The sequence below is a fragment of the Enterobacter sp. 725m/11 genome (assembly GCF_011683705.1).
Classification (GTDB): domain Bacteria; phylum Pseudomonadota; class Gammaproteobacteria; order Enterobacterales; family Enterobacteriaceae; genus Enterobacter; species Enterobacter bugandensis.
The window spans coordinates 20,420-41,775 of the sequence record NZ_JAAQOK010000042.1 but is presented as its reverse complement, the minus strand read 5'-3'; the positions used below and the strand labels follow the sequence as shown (position 1 = coordinate 41,775).

General features: G+C 56.6%; 23 protein-coding genes and 2 tRNA genes. 13 read left to right on the top strand and 12 right to left on the bottom strand.

From position 1 onward, the window contains the following. Positions 1 to 74: 74 nt before the first annotated feature. From HBA26_RS17420 to fumD, 4 genes are all read left to right on the top strand, one after another. The gene (locus tag HBA26_RS17420) at positions 75 to 1,097 is read left to right on the top strand and encodes an ATP-binding cassette domain-containing protein (protein ID WP_126345695.1); all 1,023 of its coding nucleotides are present in this window, start codon (positions 75 to 77) and stop codon (positions 1,095 to 1,097) included. Next, positions 1,090 to 1,758: a methionine ABC transporter permease gene (locus HBA26_RS17415; RefSeq protein ID WP_049138910.1), complete on the top strand. Its 669-nt coding sequence runs from the start codon at positions 1,090 to 1,092 to the stop codon at positions 1,756 to 1,758. Before HBA26_RS17420 ends, HBA26_RS17415 begins: the two co-directional genes overlap by 8 nt. A gap of 23 nt (positions 1,759 to 1,781) precedes the next feature. Beyond that, positions 1,782 to 2,594, top strand: coding sequence for a MetQ/NlpA family ABC transporter substrate-binding protein (locus tag HBA26_RS17410; protein ID WP_028012875.1), 813 nt, complete (start codon positions 1,782 to 1,784; stop codon positions 2,592 to 2,594). 110 nt (positions 2,595 to 2,704) lie between these two features. Continuing rightward, positions 2,705 to 2,914 carry a fumarate hydratase FumD gene (fumD, locus tag HBA26_RS17405; protein WP_028012876.1) on the top strand — a complete coding sequence of 70 codons (210 nt, stop codon included), beginning with the start codon at positions 2,705 to 2,707 and terminating at the stop codon, positions 2,912 to 2,914. Here fumD and HBA26_RS17400 read toward each other — a convergent pair. From HBA26_RS17400 to HBA26_RS17385, 4 genes are read right to left on the bottom strand one after another with little or no spacing between them, the layout of a single operon-like run. Continuing rightward, positions 2,895 to 3,581 carry an ABC transporter permease subunit gene (locus HBA26_RS17400; protein WP_126345694.1) on the bottom strand — a complete coding sequence of 229 codons (687 nt, stop codon included), beginning with the start codon at positions 3,579 to 3,581 and terminating at the stop codon, positions 2,895 to 2,897. The genes fumD and HBA26_RS17400 overlap by 20 nt on opposite strands. Next, the gene (locus HBA26_RS17395) at positions 3,565 to 4,311 is read right to left on the bottom strand and encodes an amino acid ABC transporter permease (protein WP_063153883.1); all 747 of its coding nucleotides are present in this window, start codon (positions 4,309 to 4,311) and stop codon (positions 3,565 to 3,567) included. Before HBA26_RS17395 ends, HBA26_RS17400 begins: the two co-directional genes overlap by 17 nt. Then, the gene (locus HBA26_RS17390) at positions 4,311 to 5,126 is read right to left on the bottom strand and encodes an amino acid ABC transporter ATP-binding protein (RefSeq protein WP_063153884.1); all 816 of its coding nucleotides are present in this window, start codon (positions 5,124 to 5,126) and stop codon (positions 4,311 to 4,313) included. The genes HBA26_RS17395 and HBA26_RS17390 overlap by 1 nt, the downstream gene beginning before the upstream one ends. 2 nt (positions 5,127 to 5,128) lie before the next feature. Continuing rightward, positions 5,129 to 5,959 carry an ABC transporter substrate-binding protein gene (locus HBA26_RS17385; RefSeq protein WP_071993779.1) on the bottom strand — a complete coding sequence of 277 codons (831 nt, stop codon included), beginning with the start codon at positions 5,957 to 5,959 and terminating at the stop codon, positions 5,129 to 5,131. A gap of 241 nt (positions 5,960 to 6,200) precedes the next feature. On the opposite strand from HBA26_RS17385, the gene HBA26_RS17380 reads away from it, so the two are divergent. The 5 genes from HBA26_RS17380 to HBA26_RS17360 all read left to right on the top strand — a co-directional run bounded on the left by HBA26_RS17380 (position 6,201) and on the right by HBA26_RS17360 (position 10,495). After that, positions 6,201 to 6,368 carry a hypothetical protein gene (locus tag HBA26_RS17380; RefSeq protein ID WP_032644868.1) on the top strand — a complete coding sequence of 56 codons (168 nt, stop codon included), beginning with the start codon at positions 6,201 to 6,203 and terminating at the stop codon, positions 6,366 to 6,368. A 144-nt stretch (positions 6,369 to 6,512) separates the two neighbouring features. Continuing rightward, positions 6,513 to 7,919 carry a DUF1996 domain-containing protein gene (locus HBA26_RS17375; RefSeq protein ID WP_063153885.1) on the top strand — a complete coding sequence of 469 codons (1,407 nt, stop codon included), beginning with the start codon at positions 6,513 to 6,515 and terminating at the stop codon, positions 7,917 to 7,919. Between the two features lie 91 nt (positions 7,920 to 8,010). Next, positions 8,011 to 9,321, top strand: coding sequence for an ATP-binding protein (locus HBA26_RS17370; protein ID WP_243854848.1), 1,311 nt, complete (start codon positions 8,011 to 8,013; stop codon positions 9,319 to 9,321). Then, positions 9,314 to 9,925 (top strand): LuxR C-terminal-related transcriptional regulator, encoded by a 612-nt coding sequence (locus HBA26_RS17365; RefSeq protein WP_063153887.1) that lies wholly within the window; start codon positions 9,314 to 9,316, stop codon positions 9,923 to 9,925. The genes HBA26_RS17370 and HBA26_RS17365 overlap by 8 nt, the downstream gene beginning before the upstream one ends. A gap of 90 nt (positions 9,926 to 10,015) precedes the next feature. Continuing rightward, a complete protein-coding gene (locus HBA26_RS17360) occupies positions 10,016 to 10,495 on the top strand; it encodes a heme-binding protein (protein WP_047368400.1) in 480 nt (159 codons plus the stop codon). Positions 10,496 to 10,531: 36 nt separating this feature from the next. Here the strand turns inward: HBA26_RS17360 and HBA26_RS17355 are convergent, their stop codons facing one another. Further along, on the bottom strand, positions 10,532 to 10,672 hold the full coding sequence (locus HBA26_RS17355) for a hypothetical protein (protein WP_003857665.1): 141 nt from the start codon (positions 10,670 to 10,672) through the stop codon (positions 10,532 to 10,534). Between the two features lie 125 nt (positions 10,673 to 10,797). Between HBA26_RS17355 and HBA26_RS17350 the strand changes: the two genes are divergently transcribed. Both HBA26_RS17350 and HBA26_RS17345 read left to right on the top strand, forming a co-directional pair. Further along, positions 10,798 to 11,580, top strand: a complete 783-nt coding sequence (locus tag HBA26_RS17350) for an MBL fold metallo-hydrolase (RefSeq protein ID WP_166720963.1) — start codon at positions 10,798 to 10,800, stop codon at positions 11,578 to 11,580. A gap of 72 nt (positions 11,581 to 11,652) precedes the next feature. Next, a complete protein-coding gene (locus HBA26_RS17345; protein WP_028012884.1) occupies positions 11,653 to 12,288 on the top strand; it encodes a carbonic anhydrase in 636 nt (211 codons plus the stop codon). Positions 12,289 to 12,316: 28 nt separating this feature from the next. Here the strand turns inward: HBA26_RS17345 and HBA26_RS17340 are convergent, their stop codons facing one another. The 4 genes from HBA26_RS17340 to mdtK all read right to left on the bottom strand — a co-directional run bounded on the left by HBA26_RS17340 (position 12,317) and on the right by mdtK (position 15,715). After that, positions 12,317 to 13,912 carry an FAD-NAD(P)-binding protein gene (locus HBA26_RS17340; RefSeq protein WP_126345691.1) on the bottom strand — a complete coding sequence of 532 codons (1,596 nt, stop codon included), beginning with the start codon at positions 13,910 to 13,912 and terminating at the stop codon, positions 12,317 to 12,319. Between the two features lie 118 nt (positions 13,913 to 14,030). Then, positions 14,031 to 14,107, bottom strand: a tRNA-Val gene (locus tag HBA26_RS17335). 4 nt (positions 14,108 to 14,111) lie between these two features. Continuing rightward, positions 14,112 to 14,188 (bottom strand) — tRNA-Val (locus tag HBA26_RS17330). A 153-nt stretch (positions 14,189 to 14,341) separates the two neighbouring features. Next, entirely contained in the window at positions 14,342 to 15,715 is a 1,374-nt protein-coding gene (gene mdtK / locus HBA26_RS17325) for an MdtK family multidrug efflux MATE transporter (RefSeq protein ID WP_047368403.1), read from the bottom strand. Between the two features lie 225 nt (positions 15,716 to 15,940). Between mdtK and HBA26_RS17320 the strand changes: the two genes are divergently transcribed. Further along, positions 15,941 to 16,582, top strand: coding sequence for a riboflavin synthase (locus HBA26_RS17320; protein ID WP_028012887.1), 642 nt, complete (start codon positions 15,941 to 15,943; stop codon positions 16,580 to 16,582). Positions 16,583 to 16,613: 31 nt separating this feature from the next. On the opposite strand, the gene cfa is transcribed toward HBA26_RS17320, so the two are convergent. Further along, a complete protein-coding gene (gene cfa, locus HBA26_RS17315; protein ID WP_126345690.1) occupies positions 16,614 to 17,762 on the bottom strand; it encodes a cyclopropane fatty acyl phospholipid synthase in 1,149 nt (382 codons plus the stop codon). Between the two features lie 297 nt (positions 17,763 to 18,059). Then, positions 18,060 to 19,250 (bottom strand): purine nucleoside transporter PunC, encoded by a 1,191-nt coding sequence (gene punC, locus HBA26_RS17310; protein ID WP_047368404.1) that lies wholly within the window; start codon positions 19,248 to 19,250, stop codon positions 18,060 to 18,062. 114 nt (positions 19,251 to 19,364) lie between these two features. Here punC and punR point away from each other — a divergent pair, with 114 nt between their 5' ends. Further along, positions 19,365 to 20,276: a DNA-binding transcriptional activator PunR gene (punR, locus tag HBA26_RS17305; protein WP_028012890.1), complete on the top strand. Its 912-nt coding sequence runs from the start codon at positions 19,365 to 19,367 to the stop codon at positions 20,274 to 20,276. A 17-nt stretch (positions 20,277 to 20,293) separates the two neighbouring features. Here punR and purR read toward each other — a convergent pair whose 3' ends face one another. Next, positions 20,294 to 21,319, bottom strand: a complete 1,026-nt coding sequence (gene purR / locus HBA26_RS17300; RefSeq protein ID WP_008500597.1) for an HTH-type transcriptional repressor PurR — start codon at positions 21,317 to 21,319, stop codon at positions 20,294 to 20,296. Positions 21,320 to 21,356: the final 37 nt, after the last annotated feature.

Here is a 21,356-nt window from a genome sequence, read left to right as displayed (position 1 = left end):
GATAACGCCTGTTTACTATCTTTTGGACATCCATACTGCTAAACCGCCGAGGGCGGCACGGATAACGAATAAGAATGATTGTACTGAGCAATATTTCGAAGGTTTTTGACAACGGAAAGGTGGCACTCACAGCCGTTGATAACGTCAATTTGACGATAGCACAGGGACAAATATACGGAATTATCGGTTACAGCGGCGCCGGGAAAAGCACGCTGATTCGCCTGCTGAACGGTCTGGAGAAACCCAGCGCCGGGAGCGTCACCATTAACGGGCAGGATATCTCCGCCGCAAAAGGTGAAGCGCTGCGCCAGGCGCGTCTGAAAATAAGCATGGTGTTTCAGCACTTCAACCTGCTGTGGTCGCGCACGGTGAGTGAGAACATTGCTTTCTCCATGCAAATTGCCGGTGTGCCAAAAGCGAAGATTAAGGCGCGCGTCGCCGAACTGGTGGAGCTGGTTGGCCTGAAGGGACGCGAAAATGCGTATCCGTCGCAGCTGAGCGGCGGGCAAAAGCAGCGCGTGGGGATTGCGCGCGCGCTGGCCAACAACCCCGACGTGCTGCTCTGCGATGAGGCTACGTCCGCGCTCGACCCGCAGACCACCGATCAGATCCTCGATCTGCTGCTGGACATTAACCGCCGCTTCAAGCTCACCATCGTGCTGATCACGCACGAGATGCACGTGGTGCGCAAAATCTGCGACCGCGTGGCGGTGATGGAGAACGGCAAAGTGGTGGAAGAGGGCGACGTGCTGAGCGTCTTTACCCATCCGCAGCAGCCGATTACGCAGCAGTTTGTCCGCCAGGTGAGCCAGTACGCCGAGGAAGAGACCTTCAATACTGAACTCGCAAACGATCTGGAAGGCACGGTGATCAGGCTGACCTTTACCGGACACAGCACGCACAAGCCGATTGTCGGGGAACTCACCCTGCGCTACGGCCTGCCGTTTAACATCCTGCACGGAAAAATGACGCAGACCGCCCACGGTGTTTTCGGGCAGCTCTGGGTCCACGTGGCGGCATCCGATGAACAACTGAACAATATCCTCGCCGACCTGCAGCACAGCGATATTGAAGGCGAGGTAATTAAACATGTTTGAGAATCTCTTTCCGCATCTTAAGTGGGATCAGCTCTGGGCTGCAACGCTGGAGACGCTGTACATGACCGCGCTGTCCGGCGTGGCGACCTTTGTGCTGGGCATCGTGCTGGGGCTGGCGCTTTTTTTAACCGCGCGCGGTGGCTTGTTCCACAACCGCACGGTCTACAGCGTCATTTCGATTGTGGTGAACGTGTTCCGCTCGATTCCGTTCATCATTCTGATCGTCCTGCTGATCCCGTTCACCAAGACCGTTGTCGGCACCATTCTTGGTGCCAACGCGGCGCTGCCGGCGCTGATCGTGGGCGCCGCACCGTTCTACGCACGCCTGGTGGAGATCGCCCTGCGTGAAGTGGATAAAGGCGTGATTGAAGCCACGCGCTCGATGGGCGCACGGCTGAGCACGCTCGTGTTTCGGGTTTTACTGCCGGAGTCATCACCTGCACTGGTATCGGGTATTACGGTAACGCTGATTGCGCTGGTGAGCTACAGCGCAATGGCGGGGGTGATTGGCGCCGGTGGTTTGGGAAATCTGGCTTATCTGGAAGGATTCCAGCGCAACCATGGTGACGTCACGCTGGTGGCAACGGTGACCATTCTGATCATCGTTTTCATTATCCAGTTCTGCGGCGATGTCATTACTTCACTGTTAGATAAACGCTAATAAATACACACAGGAACCACATCATGAAAAAGACACTGACGCTGATCGCCGCCGCAACCCTGAGCGCCCTGAGCTTCGCCTCCTGGGCCGACACCCTGACCGTGGGCGCATCCAACACGCCGCACGCCGAAATTCTGGAGCAGGCAAAGCCGATTCTGGCTAAGCAGGGAATCGACCTGGAGATTAAACCGTTCCAGGACTACATTCTGCCGAACACTGCGCTGGCGGGTCATGACATCGACGCGAACTATTTCCAGCACATTCCTTACCTGAACAGCGTGCTGAAAGATCATGCTGGCGATAAAGACTACGATTTTGTCAGTGCGGGCGCGATCCACATTGAGCCAATCGGCATCTACTCAAAAAAATACAAATCCCTGAAGGACCTGCCGGAAGGCGGCAAGATCATCATGCGTGATGCGGTTTCCGAGGAAGGCCGTATTCTCTCCATCTTCGAAAAAGAGGGCGTGATCAAGCTGAAGCCGGGCATCGACAAAGTGACGGCGCGCATCAGCGATATCGTTGAGAACCCGAAAAAACTGAAGTTCACGCCGAACGTGGAAGCGTCCCTGCTGCCGCAGATGTACAACAACGACGAAGGCGACGCGGTGGTGATTAACGCCAACTATGCGATAGATGCCGGTCTGGATCCGGTTCACGACCCGATTGCGGTCGAGAGCGGTGAAAACAACCCGTACGCCAACATCATTACCGTGCATCGTGGCGACGAGAAAAAGAAAGACATCGTCGCGCTGGTGAACGTGCTGCACTCCAAAGAGATTCAGGACTGGATCCGCACCAAATACAAAGGCGCGGTCATTCCAGTAAACAACTAATTATTTGATTTTCCAGATGAAGCCCGGCGAGATCCTCGCCGGGCTTCTTTTTTGTATCCGGCGGGAGAATCATTTAAGCTCAACGTTTAACAGGCAATGGAGTGATGACGATGGGTAACGTGACCAAAGATGAAGCGCTGTACCAGGAGATGTGCCGGGTGGTCGGAAAGGTGGTGCTGGAGATGCGTGATTTAGGGCAGGAGCCGAAGCATATTGTCATTGCGGGCGTGCTGCGCACGGCGCTGGCGAACCAGCGCATCAAGCGCAGCGCACTGACAACCGAAGCGATGGAAACGGTGGTTAAGGCGCTGGCCGGCTAACGCGCCAGCGTTTCGCGACCTGTTCAAGCGAGCAGCAGAGCAGGTAATAGACCGCACCCGTAAAGATAAAGATGGCCGCCGGGTAGATTTGCACCCGGTTGTTGACCTGTCCCGCCACCGTGGTTAGCTCCGGGACGTTGACGATGAATGCCAGCGACGTATCCTTCAGCAGGCTGATAAAAATTCCCACCAGCGACGGCAAAATATTTCTCAGCGTCTGCGGCAGCAGCACGCGCCACAGGGTTTGCTGCGTGCTGAACCCCTGAGACAGCGCGGCTTCGTGTTGACCCGCAGGGAGCGCCCTGAGCCCGGCAAAAACCGAATGCATCACCGATGCCGCCGTAAACCAGGCCAGCGCCAGCGTCACGGTCAGCGCCCCCGGCAGGTCCCCGCCGGTGATCAGCGGCAACAGGTACCACATCCAGAAAATCACAAAAATCAGGGGAATACCGCGAATCAGCTCTGCCCACAGAAAAAGCCCCCTGCGCACCAGCCCAGGATAGCGCCAGGCGAGGCACGCCAGCGCCACGCCGCCGGGAAGCGCAAGCAGGGCGGCCCCTGCGGCCATCAGCAGCGAAAGCAGTACGCCGCCGGGTTCACCCGCTGCCGTTCGTCCCCACAGCAGATAATCCAGGTTTTCGACAATAACGTTAAATCCTGCAACCATCTTTTTTCCTCCCTGAATGCGGACCGACGCGCACCAGCACCATCCCCATGACAATGCCGGTAAGCAAATAGAGCACCGTACCGACGATAAACGCCTCCATGGCGTGGGCGTTGTAACTTTCAATCTGCCGGACCTGGTAGGTTAGCTCAGCGAAGCCAATCCCGCTGGCGAGCGAGGAGAGCTTCATCAAGTTGAGGTACTGGCCGACAACGGGCTGCCAGGCGTTGGCGAGCCCCTGCGGCAGAAGGATGTAGCGAAATAAACGCCACGAGGAGAATCCTTGCGCCAGCGCCGCTTCCTGCTGTCCGGCAGGAACAGAACGCAGTCCCGATGCCGCTTCCTCAATTAAAAATGCCGAGGTAAAGACGCCCAACCCCCAGGCAGAACATAAAAACTCAGGGGTAAACCACCAGACGTCGCCGGGCAGAATTGACCAGTTGTGATCCGCATTCACCGCGTCTCGAAAGCCCTGCGGTAACCCGTTCCAGGCGGCGAAATACCAGAACAGCAGCTGCACCAACAGCGGCGTATTGCGAAACAGCGATACCCAGCCGTTGACGACCGCATTCCCGATGCGTCCACCGGAAAGACGCAGGAGCAAAAAGGTCAGTGCAAGCAGGCTGGCGATCAGGCCCCCCGCCAGCGTCACCCACAGGGTGGTGAGAAAACCGGAGAGTATCCACTGCAGAGGCTGTCCGGCCAGCACGCCCTGCCAGTCGAGGGCGGGCATCAGAGGTGCTCCTGGTGCAGCGGGTTCAGCACTTTTTGCAGGAAACGCTGCGCCCGGGGATGCGACGGTTGACGGAAAAATTGCCCCGGCGGCGAGGTTTCAAGAATCTGCCCGCCGTCGATAAAGACAATCCGGTCGGCAATTTCCCGGGCGAACTGCATCTCATGAGTCACGACAATCATGGTGATCCCGCTATGGGCAAGGGCTTTCATGACGAATAACACTTCGCCAATCATCTCCGGATCGAGCGCCGACGTCGGCTCGTCGAAGAGGATGATCTGCGGCGATGAGGCCAGGGCGCGGGCAATCGCCACGCGCTGCTGCTGGCCGCCGGAAAGCTCAGCGGGGAAGTGGTGAGCCTTTTCCTGCATTCCGACCTTCTCCAGCAGCGCCAGCGCGCGCTCCTGAGCTGGCTGCGGCTTCCAGCCGTGCACATGCTCCAGCGCCAGGGTGATGTTCTGGCTGGCGGTGAGGTGGGCATACAGATTGAACTGCTGAAACACAAATCCAACGCGGCTGCGCAGCTGACGCAGCCTGCTGCCGGAAAGCTGCCCGGTCGGCTTGCTGTCGACCAGGATTTCCCCGCCGCTCAGGGTTTCAAGCTGATTGATAAGACGGATCAGCGTTGATTTACCCGAACCGGAAGGGCCGAGAATAGCAACCACTTCACCGGGCGTGATGGTGAGGTTAATGTCGCGTAAAACCTGATGGTCGCCGTAGCGTTTGTCCACGTGACGAAACTCAACACTGGCCTGTTCCAGATGTGAAAAATCCGCGGCAACGGCCGCGGAGTGGGAAAATAAACCTGAGAGCATAATTACCTGGCTTCTATTTTAAAGGCGCGAGGCTGTGGAGCGGGCGTGTTTGGGCCAAACCAGACGTCATAGATTTTTGCCGCCTGACCGTTCTTCTCGAGATTAACCAGCTCATCATTGACTGCTTTCAGCAGCGCCGTTTCACCTTTCTTCACCCCGACGCCAATTTCTTCTTTACTGAGCAGATCGGGCAGGATTTTGAAGTTCGCTTTATCCGGGGCCTGTGCCAGCAGGCCTGCAAGAATTGTGCTGTCCTGGGTAATGGCCTGCACGTTGCCGTTGCGCAGCGCCGTCAGCGCCAGAGGAATGTCGTCATAAGCCAGCACGCGGGACTGCGGGAAACGCTGGTGGAGCGCCTGTTCACCCGTGGTGCCTTTGACCGCGCCAATGCGCGCCCGGCTGTATTCATCCAGCTTATCGGGCGATTTGGCGGGAACCAGGAACTGTTGTCCGGTCACGAAATAGGGGGTGGAGAAATCAATCACCTGCGCGCGTTCCGGGGTGATGGTGATATCCGCTACGATCAGGTCTGCTTTACCGGACTGAAGCAGCGGAATGCGGTTGGCCGGATTGGTGGCAACCAGTTCAAGCTTCACGCCGAGTGATTTTGCCAGTGCTTTGGCAAAGTCCACGTCGTAACCCACGATCTCGTGCGTTTTTGCATCAATTGAGCCAAACGGTGGGTTGGCGTCAAACGTGGCGACTTTCACCACCCCCGCGGCCTTAATATCCTCCAGCCGATCGGCCAGCGCCTGCGCTGAAAACAGGCTCCCGGCGGCCAGTAATCCCAGAACTGCCGTCCCTTTTTTAAACCTTTTCATCTTTGCTGCCATAGTCATCGTTCGTCCCGTTGTTTTTGTTTTGCACCGTTACGCTCCCATAAGCAAAAGCTATCGCCAAATAAGAAATTGTTCTTTGCTCTATACAAAAAAGCATTAGTGAACAGTATGTTACCGGCAGGTAAATGTAAGGAGCTATTTGCACATCCTGCACATCGACTGCCGGAATTGATATTTCCGCGGCCAGGAAACGCGTGCTTAACTCAGGGCTGGTGAAGCGAGAGGGGTAAAGGCAATGAAAAAATGGATCGGCACGCTACGGCGGTTTTTTGCGACCCGGCCAGCGAATGCGGAGAACAGCGCGCAGCGTGTTCTGGAGTCAATACTGCCTGTTGCCAGCCTGTATGGCGTGGACGTCGCTAACATCGACCCGGAGTGGTTCCATGATAAAACGTCACGCTGAACTTCGCCGCACGCGCGAAACGTACTGGAATGAGCTGTGCGTGATCCGTGTAAAGCAGGGATGAACGGAAAAATACGCGGGCAAATCCTCGGTAAACCCTGGCCGTTTTGATACCAATATCTCCTTTCTCAGAAGGAGATGATAATGAAACGGACAGTATTAATCCCGGCACTTTCTGCCACCGCACTACTGATTGCCATGCAGGCGGCGCACGCTGCGCCACAGGCGCACGTCGTCTGCGGTTACTCCCACACGCTCGGCGACGATGCCATTATGATGCACGGCATGCCCAACGAGGCCATGCTGCACGATTTTTTTGGCAACGTGCAAACTGATGCCTTCTCCAGCCGTGAATCGCTGCGTAAAGATGAAAAGACCACCTGCGATAACAAAGCAGACAGCTCGGCCTACTGGGCACCCTCTCTGAAATTGCCTGACGGAACGGTGGTCAAACCCGCCTATCAAAAAACCTATTATCAGGCATCGAACGTCGACGCCTGGCCGCTGCACCCGTTCCCGGCGGGGCTGTCGCTGCTGGCGGGCGATCATCACGGCACCGCGCCGAATCCACATATCACCTTCCTGTGCGCTAACGGCAAGGGCTACACCACCAAAACGGGTGAGGTCTGCGGCTTACGCAAGGCGAACGATGCCGTGCAGTTTAATATTGGCATTCAGTTTCCGAACTGCTGGGACGGGGTAAATCTTAAGCCCGCTCACGGTCTGGCCAACGCCACCTACGACACCAAAGGGCAGTGCCCGTCCGACTTCCCGGTGAAAATTCCCACCGTGAACATGAACATTGCGTACGTGCTCCCGACGATTAGCTCGCTTGATACCAGCAAAGCGCAGCTTTCTCTCGACCCCATCATGCACGGCAACGAGCGTGAAGAGCGGTGGGGGAGCCTGTATACGGCGCATGCTGATTTTATGAACGGCTGGACGGAAGACGCCGCGCGCTTTATGACCGACCTGTGCATGAACCGCGGTCTGGACTGCGGCACCACCGTTCCGTATGGTTATTCAAAAGCGAAGGCCAGCGTCTGGCTCAGCAGCCTGGAGCCCGCGCTTACCCAGCCAGAGCCCCAGGTCCTGCTGGTGCAGGATAACTGGCAGAACGGCGGGCGCACCAAAAACAGCGAAACGCTGTCGCTGGTGAAGTTTCACATTCCCCCGCTGCCTGCCGGACAGGATCCTTCGCAGTTTAAATACCGCGTGCGGATTTATGGCGGGAAAGTGGAAACCAACGGCGCGGATCAAATTTTCTTCTATCCGGCAAGCAACGACTGGGATCCGGCCAGCGTGAGCTGGCAGTCGCGGCCAGCCTGTAACTACCGCTCGGATGCGGTGCTTTACCTTAACCACTCCCGCGAATACCGGATGGTGGACGTAGATAAAGCGGTGCGCAAGGCGCTGGCAGAAGGGAAAACCGAGATTTCGTGGTACATCGGCGGCGATCGTCAGGGAAATCACTACCAGTTTGAGACGGCGTCTTCCCCGCAAAGCCTGATCCTGATGCTGACCGGCTTTAGCAAAACGCCGGAGGTCTGATTACGCCCGCGTTTTTTTGTTCTCATCAACGTTAACTGGTAATGTCGACAGCCTGAATGACGGGCCAGTTAACGCGATGAGCATAAAAAAGATGATAAAGCGCAGCATCGCTGCGTGGGTGGTGGTCTGCCTGATAAGCGGCGTGCTGCTGTATGCGGAACAGATACGCCGCCAGTTCTGGGAGCGCGATCGCGAGTTTACGGCGCTGTATTCGGGGATCGGCGCCGTGCTGACGCAAAACGAGTCGGTACTTCCGCTTCTGACCGGCGATGAAGACCTCACCGCGTTACGCAAAAAATTCCCCCACATTAAGGCTCTGGAAAAAACCACCGGTCGCGCGCTGGACGCCGCCCGCGTGGAGCCTTTTCGCGGCGTTCAGTACTGGTTATACAACCCGTGGCGGCAGATCCGCATCCTGATCGACTTAAGCGCGCTGCTTGCGCCGATCCATAGCTTTGCAGAGCTGCATCTGAACCTTTCGAATGACGATCGTCCGCGGTCAACGGGCACTTTCTGGCACTGGCAGCGCACCTTCCCGCAGCATACTCAGCCCTTTATTCTCACTGCCGCGGCAGATCCGGACTGGTTCAGGGTCTCCTGGCTGGCGTATCCGCTGCTGTTTCTGACATGGGGGATAGTGATTGGGGGCGCGGGAACCGTGCTCTGGCAGCGCAAACAGCGCCAGCAGGCTGAGCAGCGTGCGCTCTATTATCAGCACGCCAGGCTTAACACGCTGGGAGAGATCACCGCGGGCATCGTCCATGAAATCAACCAGCCGCTGACCGCCGTGCAAACCTGGATCCAGGGGGCGCAGCGACAGCAGCAGGATAATCCGCAGGCCGTGTCGCAGGCGCTCGCGGTCGCGCTGCTGCAAACGCAGCGTATCAGCGCCTTGCTGACCCGGTTTCGCGAGCATGTGGTACAGGAAAAGGTGACCCTGCGCGAAACCGATCTGGTACAGTGCTGGCAGCAGGTGGAGAATTTACTGGAGCACGAGCGTAAATCCCGGCGTATCGCGGTTATTCATGCGTTTGCTGTGGATGCTACGACCGTAATGGCGGACCGACTCTGGCTGGAGCAGATCCTGCATAATCTGCTCAGCAATGCGATTCAGGCGCAGCAGGAGAGCGCGGACGGCTGGGTGCGAATCGACAGTCAGAAAAATGAGAAGGGCATTCTGGTTACCCTGACCGACGGCGGGCCCGGGTTTAGCCCGGATGCCCTGCAGAACGCATTTATGCCATTCTTTAGCGGACGCCCCGGCGGAATTGGGCTGGGAATGACGTTAACGGAAACGCTGATGACGCGCATGAACGGCTCGATCGCCCTGGACAATGCCCCGCAGGGTGGGGCGCAGATCCGCTTGCAGCTGGCAGCAGGAAAGGAGTTAAAACATGGATAAGGTGGTCTGGCTCATTGATGACGACGAGTCCATCAGAGAATCCCTGTCGTTTTTACTGTCGGGGATGGGCTGGCAGGTTAAGACGTTTGCGAGCGTCGAGGCTTTTACTCAGGCGCAGAGCGGTGAATCGTCGCTTGTCGGCTGTCTGCTGCTGGATATGCGCATGCCGGGTAAAGGCGGGCTGGCGTGGCTGGAAGAGGGCGAATGGCCGTGGCCGCTGCTGCCGGTCGTTGTCATGACCGGACACGGAACGATCGACGCCTGCCGTCGCGCGTTTCGCAACGGCGTATTTGAGTTTTTCACCAAGCCGTTAGACGCCGATAAGCTCATCGAAACGGTTGGGCTGGCCTTTGAGGAGAGCCAGCGACGGTCTGCCACCTGGCAGGATATTTCGCAGATCAAAGCACGCTTTGAACAGCTAACCGCGCGGGAGCACGAGGTACTGACCGTACTGATGGAAGGGTGCAGTAATAAAGAGGTGGCAGCACGCCTGAATCTTTCCCCGAGAACCGTGGAAGCGCACCGTGCGGCGGCGTTTGCCAAGCTCGGCGTCACCAGTCTGGTACAGGCGAGCCGGGCGTACGATAAATTGCAATCCGTATAACTACCAGGTGGAGTGCGTAATCAACCGAATTACGTTTCATCGCGCCGTTAAGTAACCTCCGGGATGTCTAACAACACGCGAGGAAGTGCGATGAAAAAAGTCATGATGGTTGCGGCACTGGTCGCAGGTAGCGTAAGCCTGGCCGCACAGGCCGAGACGTTGACCCAAAAAAATCTCTCTCTGACGCAGGCTAACGCACTGGCAACATCCGCCATTCAGTCCTGTGCAGCGAAAAATTACCAGGTCGCGGTCACGGTGGTTGACCGTGCGGGCGTGGTAAAAGCGGTGCAGCGTATGGATAACGCCGGTCCTCACACGGTTAAAGCCAGCGAAATGAAAGCGTTTACGGCGCTCAGCGCAAAGAATGCGTCAGGCAAAGTGATGGAAGCGGCGCAGAGCAATGCGGGCGCACAGAACATGCGTGATATTCCTGGCTACCTGCTGCTGGCAGGTGGTCTGCCGGTAAAAGAAGGCGATGAGGTGATTGGGGCGATCGGCATCGGCGGCGCGCCGGGCGGTCATCTTGATGAAGCCTGCGCTCAGGCGGCCATTGACGGGCTGAAAAAGTAATATAAAAAAAGCACCGGTTTACCGGTGCTTTTTTTATCAAATCTTGCAGGCATCACCGCAGTCGTCGTCGGCAACAATCGCCTGCGCTTTTTTATCCGCGTCGTCCAGACGTTCCGCGTTACGCTCTTCCGCTTCATCCAGACCGTTAAAAACTAAGTTATCGAGATCAATTTCCATGTTGCACCTGCTCTGTTCGGTTTTTGATACTGGCACAGTATAGGGTAAAAAACATCGGCAATGTACCTCGCAGCACATAAGGATAATCCCTGCCATACTCAGTGCTTTATCACCGAGGAGCGCTCATGATTACACTCTGTAAAACCTGCGGTACCTCCTATGATGGAAAGCCGGAGAGATGTCCGATTTGCGAGGATGAACGCCAGTATGTCCCGGTCAGCGGTCAGGCGTGGATTGATTACGCGACGGTGACGGCCACGCACGTGAGTAAATGGCAGCAGCTGGAGCCCGCGCTGTTCAGTATCAAAACGGTTCCCGCTTTTGCGATTAACCAGAGGGCGCTGCTTCTGCGCACCCCGCACGGCAATATTCTTTGGGACTGCATTGCCAACCTTGACCCGGCAACCCAAACGCTCATCACCGCGCTCGGTGGCCTTCACGCCATTGCGATTTCGCATCCGCACTATTACACCACGATGCAGGAGTGGGCCGCGGCTTTCGATGCGCCAGTCTACCTGCACGCCAGCGACCGCGAATGGGTGATGCGCAACAGCCCGGCGATTCATTTCTGGGATGGGGAGGCGCTGGAGATTTGGCCGTCCGTCACGTTGCTACGTCTCGGCGGCCATTTTGCGGGCGGAACGGTGCTGCACTGGCAGGAGGGCGAGGGCGTTTTGCTGGCGGGGGATATTTTGCAGGTCACCCCGGGGAAAGATGCGGTGTCTTTTATGTGGAGCTACCCGAATATGCTCCCGCTGCCTGCCCGTACGGTTGAGGACGTTACCCGGCGCCTGGCGGGAAAATCGTTCGCTCGTCTTTACGGCGCATTCGAAGGGCAAAACATCCCGGCGAACGCCGACGACATCGTGCAGCGGTCGGGCCAGAAATATATTGCTTGTCTCAGGTAAAGTACGGTGGGTAAACTTTACGAGTGTGATCGCGATCATACCTAAACGAAAACAGATAAAAGAGAAATTGCTATGCAACATATCATTGAAGGTTTTCTCAGCTTTCAAAAAGAGATTTTCCCGCAACGTAAAGAGCTCTTTCGCAGTTTAGCGTCCAGCCAGAATCCCAAAGCGCTGTTCATCTCCTGCTCCGACAGCCGTCTGGTTCCTGAACTGGTCACCCAGCAAGAGCCGGGACAGCTTTTTGTCATTCGTAATGCTGGCAACATTGTCCCGCCTTTCGGGCCGGAGCCGGGCGGCGTATCTGCAACTATCGAGTACGCGGTGGTGGCGCTGGGCGTGACGGATATCGTGATCTGCGGCCACTCCAACTGCGGCGCGATGAAGGCAATTGCCGATAACGCCAACCTGGAGCCAATGCCAGCCGTATCGCACTGGCTGCGCTATTCCGACGCGGCGAAAGCCGTGGTAGAGAAGAAAAGCTGGGATAAGCCTATCGATAAAGTGAATGCGATGGTGCAGGAGAACGTGTTTGCGCAGCTGAGCAACATCAAGACCCATCCGTCCGTCGCGGTGGGCCTGCGTAATAATTCGCTTCGTCTGCACGGTTGGGTGTATGACATTGAAAGCGGCAAAATCCTTGCACTGGATAAGAACACCAAAACGTTCGTATCGCTGTCGGAAAACCCGGAGGTCTTCTTCGAGTAATCACCGATAGCAGGGCATGGAAGCCCTGTCAGTTCTCCACGTACGGTAACCGACGCCGTCTCCCCGAGGCAGGTTTTTCAGCCGCCTTCGCCATCGCCTCTGCAATCTCCGCACACTCCGCCAGCCCCTGAACGAAGGGACTATCGTGCATCAGCCACGGTATAGCACCGAAAGCAATGCGCCCGCGAACCGTTTCAGGCGCTTTAAGCGTGTAATCCTCGCCAACGTCGGGTATCTCGTCGCCCGTCTCTGCCAGCTGTTTACGCAGCGTCGGGAAAGGCAAATCCTTTGTTTTGAGCGGCTTTTGTCCGCGCGCGTCAATAAACACGTCGAAACGATAAACGCTCTCTTTGGTGGTAATTACCGTCCGATCGCTGCCAGCGTCGAGCGTGTAATCATCGCCGAGCGCCGCCACGCTAATGATGCCGGCCTCGCGAAGCGCAAGCAGCCTGCGGATAGACTGCGGCGGAATGGCGGCATAGTTGTCGATAAACACGCGGGCGAGGCCCTGCTTAAAGCGCTCTCTGTCCTCTTCGCTGAGGTGGGGCACAATCTCCTGAACCACCTCATGCAGTCGAAGGACGGTATAGCGCCAGGCCACGGTGCGCCGTTCGCGTTTGTTGCGTTCAACCTCGCTGAGGTTCTCTTCCGCCCAGGTAAAGGGCCCGTGCCGTTTACGGTCCTCAAACCATGCCTCACGAAGGCTGTCGGCATCCTGGTTACGCAGAGAAATTTTCTCGCACCACGCCGGGTCAGCGAGCTCGAGCTCTTTCACCATCAGGGAAAATATGCGGTCAAGCAGGCCGTCCGATCCTTTGGCTATCTCGTGTTCAACCACAAATTCGGTCAATACCGACAGCGGTTCGTAAGGGATTGGACAGTAAAAATCGGCTTCCGGCAGAATGCCCGTGCGGGACATCAGCGTAATGTTTAACCCTTCACTGCCCTTGTCGAGGAGGAATTTACCGTCACGAAACTCACCGTGCTGCATTACCACCGCCATAGCCGCGTCCAGACCGCTCAACGACGTTCCCATAATGCCCACGCGACAAGGGGGAATGCTGGCGTCCATCAACCCCGACCACGGGCTGGGGAAGAACGTGCGCGTAGCTTCCTCCTCATCTGGCCAGACGTGGCCGGTGGCGATAACCGCCAGGTCGAACCGATCTGGCAAAGTGGTGTCGTTGACGGAAAGCGTTACGCCGGTTGTCGAGGGGATGATGTCCGTTACCTTCGCGGATTCATGGACCGTAACCTGGAACCCCAGCTTTTTTGCCTCTTTCACGATTGAACGCAAGCTGTCGCGAAAATACTCTCCCAACAGGAGTCTGGGCAGGAACTGCCGGTCATGCAGGCTGGCTTTATCAACCTTAAAGCGCGCCAGATGGGTGTCGCTCTGTTCCTTGAGCCAGTCGAGGTAGGTCATAAAAATGGGCGGAATTTCTATGCTCGCAATGTTCGCCAGCATCAGCCGGGAATTATTGTCGTCGTTATAGGGCATGCCCACGCCGGCTTCATCGGCCTGTTCGAAGACGGATACGGAGAGCGGGGTGCTGTTATTAAGCAGATGATAAAAGGTGTAAATCCCTGTGGGGCCGGAGCCGATAATCGCGATATTCTTCATTGACGCGCTTCCTGTATTCATTCCATAAGAAAAGCGTAGCAGGAGAATAATGATGAAAATAAGCGATTAAGAAAATTCAGGGTAAAAGTAGAGAATTTGCACCATTTCAGGACTGAAATGGTGCGTCCGAGTGGACTCGAACCACCGACCCCCACCATGTCAAGGTGGTGCTCTAACCAACTGAGCTACGGACGCAGAATGGTGCGTTCAATTGGACTCGAACCAACGACCCCCACCATGTCAAGGTGGTGCTCTAACCAACTGAGCTATGAACGCAACGTGTTGTCGGTGACAACGGGGACGAATATTAGCGGCACAGCATCAAGGAGGCAAGAGGGAAAACGCATTTTTCTCTCTGATTTCACGCGATTGCTTCATTACCGCGCAAAGTGAAGAGAAAGTAGCCGCCAGCTGGCGGCTACTGCGTAGTTAACGCGCAGCGCGCTGCAAAATTACCGTTGACGGCTGGCGCTGCAGGAAGCGCATGCGCATCATCATCATGATCGCCGCCGACGTCAGTCCGATGATAAAGCCCATCCAGAATCCGGCCGGCCCCATGCGATCAACGACCAGATCGGTCAGCGCCAACACGTAGCCAGTAGGCAGACCCAGCACCCAGTAGGCGATAAAGGTAATAAAGAAGATCGAACGCGTGTCTTTATAGCCGCGCAATACGCCGCTGCCAATCACCTGAATGGAGTCAGAAATCTGGTAAATCGCGGCCAGCAGCATCAGGTGCGATGCCAGCGTGACGACCTCCGGATTATCGTTATAGAGCAGGGCAATTTGCTCGCGCAGCGCCACGGTAAAAAGCGCCGTGCAAATGGCCATGCAGACGCCAACGCCTAATCCGGTGCGCGCGGCGGTTTGCGCATCAAGCGTCGAGCCTTGCCCCAGGCGGAAGCCCACGCGGATCGTCACTGCCGCGGCCAGCGACATGGGCAGAACAAACATCAGAGAGCTGAAGTTGAGCGCAATCTGGTGCCCGGCGACGTCCACAATGCCCAGCGGGGAGACCAGCAGGGCGACCACGGCAAATAGGGTCACCTCAAAGAACAGCGCAAGGGCAATCGGCAGCCCCAGCTGCACCAGGCGCGTCATGATGTTCCAGTCCGGCGTGCTGAATCTGTTCTCGTTACGAATATCGCGCATGGAGCGGGCGCGCTTCACAAAGGTAAGCATCGAGAAGAACATGACCCAGTAAACGGCAGCCGTCGCCACGCCACAGCCGACGCCGCCCAGCTCCGGCATGCCGAAATGGCCGTAGATAAAGATGTAGTTCACCGGAATATTCACCAGCAGGCCGATAAAGCCCATCACCATGCCTGGCTTGGTTTTCGCCAGCCCTTCACACTGGTTACGGGCGACCTGGAAAAAGAGGTAGCCGGGCGCACCCCAGAGCAGGGCACGCAGATAGCCCACGGCTTTGTCTGCCAGCGCCGGGTCAATATTATGCATGGCGCGGATGATATGACCCGCGTTCCAGAGCACGATCATAATCAGCACGGAGACAAACCCTGCCAGCCAGAAACCCTGGCGGACCTGATGGGCAATACGCTCGCGACGACCCGAGCCATTAAGCTGAGCGATAACCGGGGTGAGGGCGAGCAGCAGACCGTGGCCGAACAGGATGGCCGGCAGCCAGATTGACGTGCCGATGGCAACGGCCGCCATGTCGGTGGCGCTGTAGCCACCCGCCATTACCGTATCCACAAATCCCATTGCGGTCTGGGCCACCTGCGCGACGATCACTGGTATAGCCAGTGCCAATAGCTGGCGCGCTTCATTCATGTACTTCTGCACGTGAACACCTTTATTTTGTAGTTATATGAGAGACTAAAAAAGCCGCCGAAACGGGCAGCAAGAAGAAAATGCAGGGGGGTGCCAGCTATTGTAGCGGGCTTTAGCTATTTATCTAGTGAAAAAATCGCCAGAAAATGCGCTCCGCTGGCAACCTGTTTTTCCAACTGTTATTGTGGTGGGATTAAACGGTGTCACCACCGTCCGGAAAAAACAGGAGTTGTAAGCATGTTTACTGGTATTGTGCAGGGCACCGCCAAAGTGGTGTCCATCGATGAAAAACCTAATTTTCGTACTCATGTTGTAGAGCTGCCGGAATATATGCTCGACGGCATCGAAACCGGCGCCTCGGTTGCCCATAACGGCTGCTGCCTGACCGTCACCGAAATTAATGGCAACCAGATTAGCTTTGATTTAATGAAAGAGACGCTGCGTATTACCAACCTGGGCGAGCTTGTGGTGGGGGACACCGTCAACGTTGAGCGCGCGGCGAAGTTCAGCGACGAGATTGGCGGCCATCTGATGTCCGGGCACATCATGACCACCGCCGAAGTGGCGAAAATCGTTACATCAGAAAATAACCGTCAAATCTGGTTTAAAGTGCAGGACCCGTCATTAATGAAATACATCCTCTATAAAGGGTTTATTGGCATTGATGGGATTAGTCTGACGGTGGGAGAAGTTACTCCGACGCGTTTTTGCGTGCATTTAATTCCCGAGACGCTGCAGCGCACCACGCTGGGTTCGAAAAAACTGGGGCATCGCGTGAATATCGAAATCGATCCGCAAACCCAGGCGGTTGTAGATACCGTTGAGCGCGTGCTGGCCGCAAAAGAAGCCGCAATAATTAAAGCTGTAGAAGAAGAATAAAAAATAACCCCGGCTGACCGGGGTTATTTTTCTAGCGTGCGACCCGCAAGCCGTGTTCAATCCCACGGCTAAAAACAACCTGCCAGAGCTGAATATCTCGCGCGCGAAACGCCCCCGCGCAGGCATTCAGATAATAGCTAAACATCCGCTTGAATCGTTCAGAATAGTTGTCCGCAATTTCAGGCCAGGCTTCCTGAAAACGTGCATGCCACGCCATTAACGTGGTGTCGTAATCCGCGCCGAAGTTATGCCAGTCTTCCATCACGAAATGGGATTCGCTGGCGTTGGCAATCTGGCGTACGGACGGTAAACAGCCATTCGGAAAGATGTATTTGTTGATCCACGGGTCAACGTTATTGTCGGTCCGCTTAGAGCCGATGGTGTGCAGCAGGAAAATACCGTCCGGTTTCAGATTACGGTCCACCACCTCGAAATAGGTGTCGTAATTTTTCGGCCCGACGTGCTCGAACATGCCCACGGAAACGACCCGGTCAAACTGTTCGTTCAGATCCCGGTAATCCTGCAGGCGGATATCCACATCAAGCCCCAGGCACCGCTCCTGCGCCATTTTTTGCTGTTCAGCGGAAATGGTGACGCCGACCACGCTGACGCCGTAGTGCTTCGCCATAAAATACGCCAGCCCGCCCCAGCCGCAGCCAATATCCAGCACGCGCATACCGGGCTGCAACTGCAATTTCTCGCTAATCAGGCGCAGCTTGGACTGCTGAGCCTCTTCAAGCGTCGACGCCTCTTTCCAGTAGGCGCAGGAGTATTGCATGAAGGGGTCCAGCATACGGCTGAACAGATCGTTGCCGAGATCGTAATGCTCTTTGCCGACGATCCAGGCACGCTTTTTACTTTGCAGGTTAAAGAGACGGGCAGAGGCGACACGCAGGGTGTCTTTAAGATTACGGGGGAGCTGTTTTTCCAGACCCGCACGCAGCACGCTGGCGAAAAAAGTATCCAGCCGTTCGCATTCCCACCAGCCGTCCATATAGCTTTCCCCCAGGCCTAGCGACCCCTCGCGCAACACGCGTTTAAAAAAATCGGGATGTTTAACCTGAGGATCCGATGGGGATGATCCGTTGATAGTGATGCCTGCCCGACCTAACAGTTCACTGACGATCCGGGACCAGTTATCGTCCGGAACGCTGACTTCTTCTATACACGATGAACTCATAGCTTCTCCATCACCCTACTGTGATCAGAACCTTAAAACAGCGTAGACGCTTTTTTGGTTTGTGAGAAATCTCACGGTAAATACCGCGAGGCTAGTATCCGACGTAGAACAGAGGAAGGGAGATAACCCTTGCCGAAATGCCTTCCATGGTAAAACGGGAGCACTCCGGCTCCCGTTAACACATAATATTTATCGTATTTAATCGAACCAAATTTAGTATAGGCCTCAAAATTTGGTGATTCAATAGAAAATTCTTAGCAACCTAATCACTGAAAATTAACATAGTTTCTGGCGCGATTAGGCATGCGAGGTTTCTACCTGCGTGCTCTCATCCTGCGCGGAAGCCTGCATGCGATAGCCTATGACGGCCAGCGCAACGGTAGCCAGCATCACGCTGGTTGTCGTCAGCAGCGGCGTGGCAATCAGCGCGGAGACCACCAGGCTTGCCAGGAAGCACAGCCCCAGCTGCAGGGTGTTCTGCAGCGCAGCCGCACGGCCTGTCGCCTGCGGGAACGGACGCAGCGCCTGCGCCACAACGATAGGGTAGATCGCCCCGTTCGCGATGGCCATCACGCAGAATGGAATCAATATTTCGGCCAGACCCGCGCCCGGAATAAACCCAACGGCCCAGGTGCCAATGACGCTCAGCGCATAGAGCACCAGCAGCCACGGCAGCATCTGCTGGCCTTCCCATTTTTGCAGCGCCGCGCGACAGCCGTACCCGCCCACCAGAAACGCGATGGTCTGCGGAACGTAGCTCAGGCCAATGGCCGCCGGGCTATAGCCCATATCGTGCAGAATAAACGGCGAGCCGGTCAGCCACGCGAAGAAGCTCGCCGAGCAGGCGGCATAGATCAGAACGTTGCCGCGATACGCTTTCGCGCTCAGCAGGGAGGTGAAGGTAATCGGCTTCGCGTCTGCGTGCGCCTCTTTTTTATGCGCGGGCTTGAGGGCGAACGCCGGCAGCATCAGCACCAGCGTGATGGCAAACAGCGTGGCAAAGATGGCCTGCCAGTCAAAGTGCGCGAGGATCCAGCTGCCCAGCAGCGGGGCGAGGGCCGGAGAGAGCCCCACCAGCGGCATGATGGTGGCGAAAATACGGTTAGTGCGGTTCGCCGGATAGTAATCGGTGACCAGCGCCTGCCAGGTCACGGCCGCGGCACAGACGCCGACCGCCTGAACAAACCGCAGCACCAGCAGCCAGGTGGCATCGCGCACCCATAGCATCCCCAGGCAGCCCACGGCAAAAATGGCCAGCCCCAGCAGCAGCACCGGTTTACGCCCAAAGCGATCCGAAAGCGGTCCCCAGAGCAGCTGCGCGAAGGCAAAACCGGCCAGGAACAGGCTCAGGCTGGCGCTGATGGCGGCAGCAGGGGTTTGCAAATCTTCCTGCATGGCGGCAAACGCCGGCAGGTACATATCGGTGGCCAAAAAGCCCAGCACGCTTAAGCCGCCGAGCCAGACTAAAAAACCTTTCCTGGGTTGCACTGTTTTATTCTCCTGAGGAGGCAGGTATACGTTGGCGCTGAGTGTAGGGAGTGCAAAGCCGCTTGTGAAACGCTAATATTTGGCGGGTGCATTCAAATTTTTTGCAGGCAGAAAATGTGGTCAGATTATTCTCTTGAAGTGGTCGATGCTGTCGCGCGTAACGGCAGCTTTAGCGGAGCGGCGCAGGAGTTGCACCGCGTCCCTTCAGCCATCAGCTATACGGTGCGACAGCTTGAGGAGTGGCTGGCGGTACCGCTGTTTGAACGGCGGCATCGTGATGTGGAATTAACGCCCGCAGGGGCGTGGTTTTTAAAGGAAGGGCGTTCTGTTATCAAAAAAATGCAGATCACCCGCGAGCAGTGCCAGCAGATCGCGAACGGCTGGCGGGGGCACCTTTCCATTGCGGTGGATAACATCGTTAAGCCCGAGCGCACCCGGCAGATGATTGTCGATTTTTATCGACATTTCTCTGACGTAGAACTGCGGGTCTCGCAGGAGGTGTTCAACGGCGTCTGGGATGCGCTGGCGGACGGCAGGGTAGAGATGGCGATTGGCGCGACCCAGGCGATCCCGGTCGGGGGACGTTACGCCTTCCGCGATATGGGGATGCTGAGCTGGAAATGCGTGGTGGCAAGCGATCATCCGCTGGCGGCGACGGAAGGGCCGCTGAGCGACGATACGCTGCGCAGCTGGCCGTCGCTGGTGCTGGAAGATACCTCCCGCTCGCTGCCGAAGCGAATTACCTGGCTGCTGGACAACCAGCGGCGGGTTGTCGCCCCTGACTGGGGATCATCGGCGACGTGCCTCAGCGCCGGGCTCTGCGTAGGCATGGTGCCCGCCCATTTTGCACGTCCGCGAATCGACACCGGTGAGTGGGTTGAGCTAACGCTGGAGAATCCGTTCCCGGATGCGGCCTGCTGCCTCACCTGGCAACAAAATGATGTCTCGCCGGCGATGGCCTGGCTGCTGGACTATCTGGGGGACAGCGAAACGCTTAACCGGGAGTGGCTGCGGGAGCCAGACTGACTGGCTCCGCAATGAAATTAACGACGGTAGTCGCGGAACGGGCCATCCGCAACGGAACGGCGTTCGATGAGGCGAGGGTGAACTTCAATGGACTGCGACTCTTCACGCTTGTTGACGATCCTGTCCAGCAGCATATTGAAGGCGGTTTCACCCAGTGAATCTTTCGGCTGGTGAATGGTGGTCAACGCTGGCGTGAAGAAGCGCGCGTTGCGCACGTTGTCATACCCGATCACGGAGATGTCCTGCGGTACGCGCAGACCCAGCTCGTCGGCCGCACAGAGGGCGCCCATCGCCATGATATCGCCCCCGCAGAAGACGGCGGTTGGACGGTGAGGCTGGGAGACGATCTGCTGCATCGCGCGGTAGCCTGATTCCGGCTCAAAGTCGCCCTGCACGATCCAGTTTTCCGGCACGGTGATTAGCGCTTCTTCCATCGCTTTCATAAAACCAGCCAGGCGGCCCGCGCCGGTGTTGCGTTCCAGCGGACCCGGGATCACGCCAATCTCGCGGTGGCCGCGTTCGATCAGATAACGGCCCGCCATGTAACCGCCTTCGAAGGCGTTATCGATAACGGAGTCGGTGAAGTCGGCGCGCGCTTCGCCCCAGTCCATCACCACCATAGGGATATGGCGATACTCTTCCAGCATCGACAGCACGGATTCCGGGTACTCTGAACACATCACCAGCAGGCCGTCCACGCGCTTTTGCGCCATCATCGACAGGTAGGCGCGCTGTTTTTCAATGCTGTTCCAGGCGTTGCCGAGAATCAGGGTATAGCCTTTCTGGAAGCAGTTTTTTTCTACCGCTTCAATGATCTCGGCAAAATAGGCTGCTTCGCTGCTGGTCGCCAGCAGACCAATAGACTTGGTGTGATTAACCTTGAGGCTGCGCGCAACCGCGCTTGGCGAGTAGTGCAGCTCTTTGATCGCTGCCCAGACGGCGTTGCGCGTCTCTTCCGCCACAAAACGGGTTTTGTTAATTACATGTGATACGGTTGTAGTGGAAACGTTTGCGCGTTTTGCTACGTCTTTAATTGTTGCCATTAAATGTCACTCCAGACCATATCCTAAACTCCTGAAA

Coding starts and splice junctions, on each gene's coding strand:
- HBA26_RS17420 (WP_126345695.1), top strand. CDS start 75: ATGATTGTACTGAGCAATATTTCGAAGGTTTTTGACAACGGAAAGGTG.
- HBA26_RS17415 (WP_049138910.1), top strand. CDS start 1,090: ATGTTTGAGAATCTCTTTCCGCATCTTAAGTGGGATCAGCTCTGGGCT.
- HBA26_RS17410 (WP_028012875.1), top strand. CDS start 1,782: ATGAAAAAGACACTGACGCTGATCGCCGCCGCAACCCTGAGCGCCCTG.
- fumD (WP_028012876.1), top strand. CDS start 2,705: ATGGGTAACGTGACCAAAGATGAAGCGCTGTACCAGGAGATGTGCCGG.
- HBA26_RS17400 (WP_126345694.1), bottom strand. CDS start 3,581: ATGGTTGCAGGATTTAACGTTATTGTCGAAAACCTGGATTATCTGCTG.
- HBA26_RS17395 (WP_063153883.1), bottom strand. CDS start 4,311: ATGCCCGCCCTCGACTGGCAGGGCGTGCTGGCCGGACAGCCTCTGCAG.
- HBA26_RS17390 (WP_063153884.1), bottom strand. CDS start 5,126: ATGCTCTCAGGTTTATTTTCCCACTCCGCGGCCGTTGCCGCGGATTTT.
- HBA26_RS17385 (WP_071993779.1), bottom strand. CDS start 5,959: ATGGCAGCAAAGATGAAAAGGTTTAAAAAAGGGACGGCAGTTCTGGGA.
- HBA26_RS17380 (WP_032644868.1), top strand. CDS start 6,201: ATGAAAAAATGGATCGGCACGCTACGGCGGTTTTTTGCGACCCGGCCA.
- HBA26_RS17375 (WP_063153885.1), top strand. CDS start 6,513: ATGAAACGGACAGTATTAATCCCGGCACTTTCTGCCACCGCACTACTG.
- HBA26_RS17370 (WP_243854848.1), top strand. CDS start 8,011: ATGATAAAGCGCAGCATCGCTGCGTGGGTGGTGGTCTGCCTGATAAGC.
- HBA26_RS17365 (WP_063153887.1), top strand. CDS start 9,314: ATGGATAAGGTGGTCTGGCTCATTGATGACGACGAGTCCATCAGAGAA.
- HBA26_RS17360 (WP_047368400.1), top strand. CDS start 10,016: ATGAAAAAAGTCATGATGGTTGCGGCACTGGTCGCAGGTAGCGTAAGC.
- HBA26_RS17355 (WP_003857665.1), bottom strand. CDS start 10,672: ATGGAAATTGATCTCGATAACTTAGTTTTTAACGGTCTGGATGAAGCG.
- HBA26_RS17350 (WP_166720963.1), top strand. CDS start 10,798: ATGATTACACTCTGTAAAACCTGCGGTACCTCCTATGATGGAAAGCCG.
- HBA26_RS17345 (WP_028012884.1), top strand. CDS start 11,653: ATGCAACATATCATTGAAGGTTTTCTCAGCTTTCAAAAAGAGATTTTC.
- HBA26_RS17340 (WP_126345691.1), bottom strand. CDS start 13,912: ATGAAGAATATCGCGATTATCGGCTCCGGCCCCACAGGGATTTACACC.
- HBA26_RS17320 (WP_028012887.1), top strand. CDS start 15,941: ATGTTTACTGGTATTGTGCAGGGCACCGCCAAAGTGGTGTCCATCGAT.
- cfa (WP_126345690.1), bottom strand. CDS start 17,762: ATGAGTTCATCGTGTATAGAAGAAGTCAGCGTTCCGGACGATAACTGG.
- punR (WP_028012890.1), top strand. CDS start 19,365: ATGTGGTCAGATTATTCTCTTGAAGTGGTCGATGCTGTCGCGCGTAAC.
- purR (WP_008500597.1), bottom strand. CDS start 21,319: ATGGCAACAATTAAAGACGTAGCAAAACGCGCAAACGTTTCCACTACA.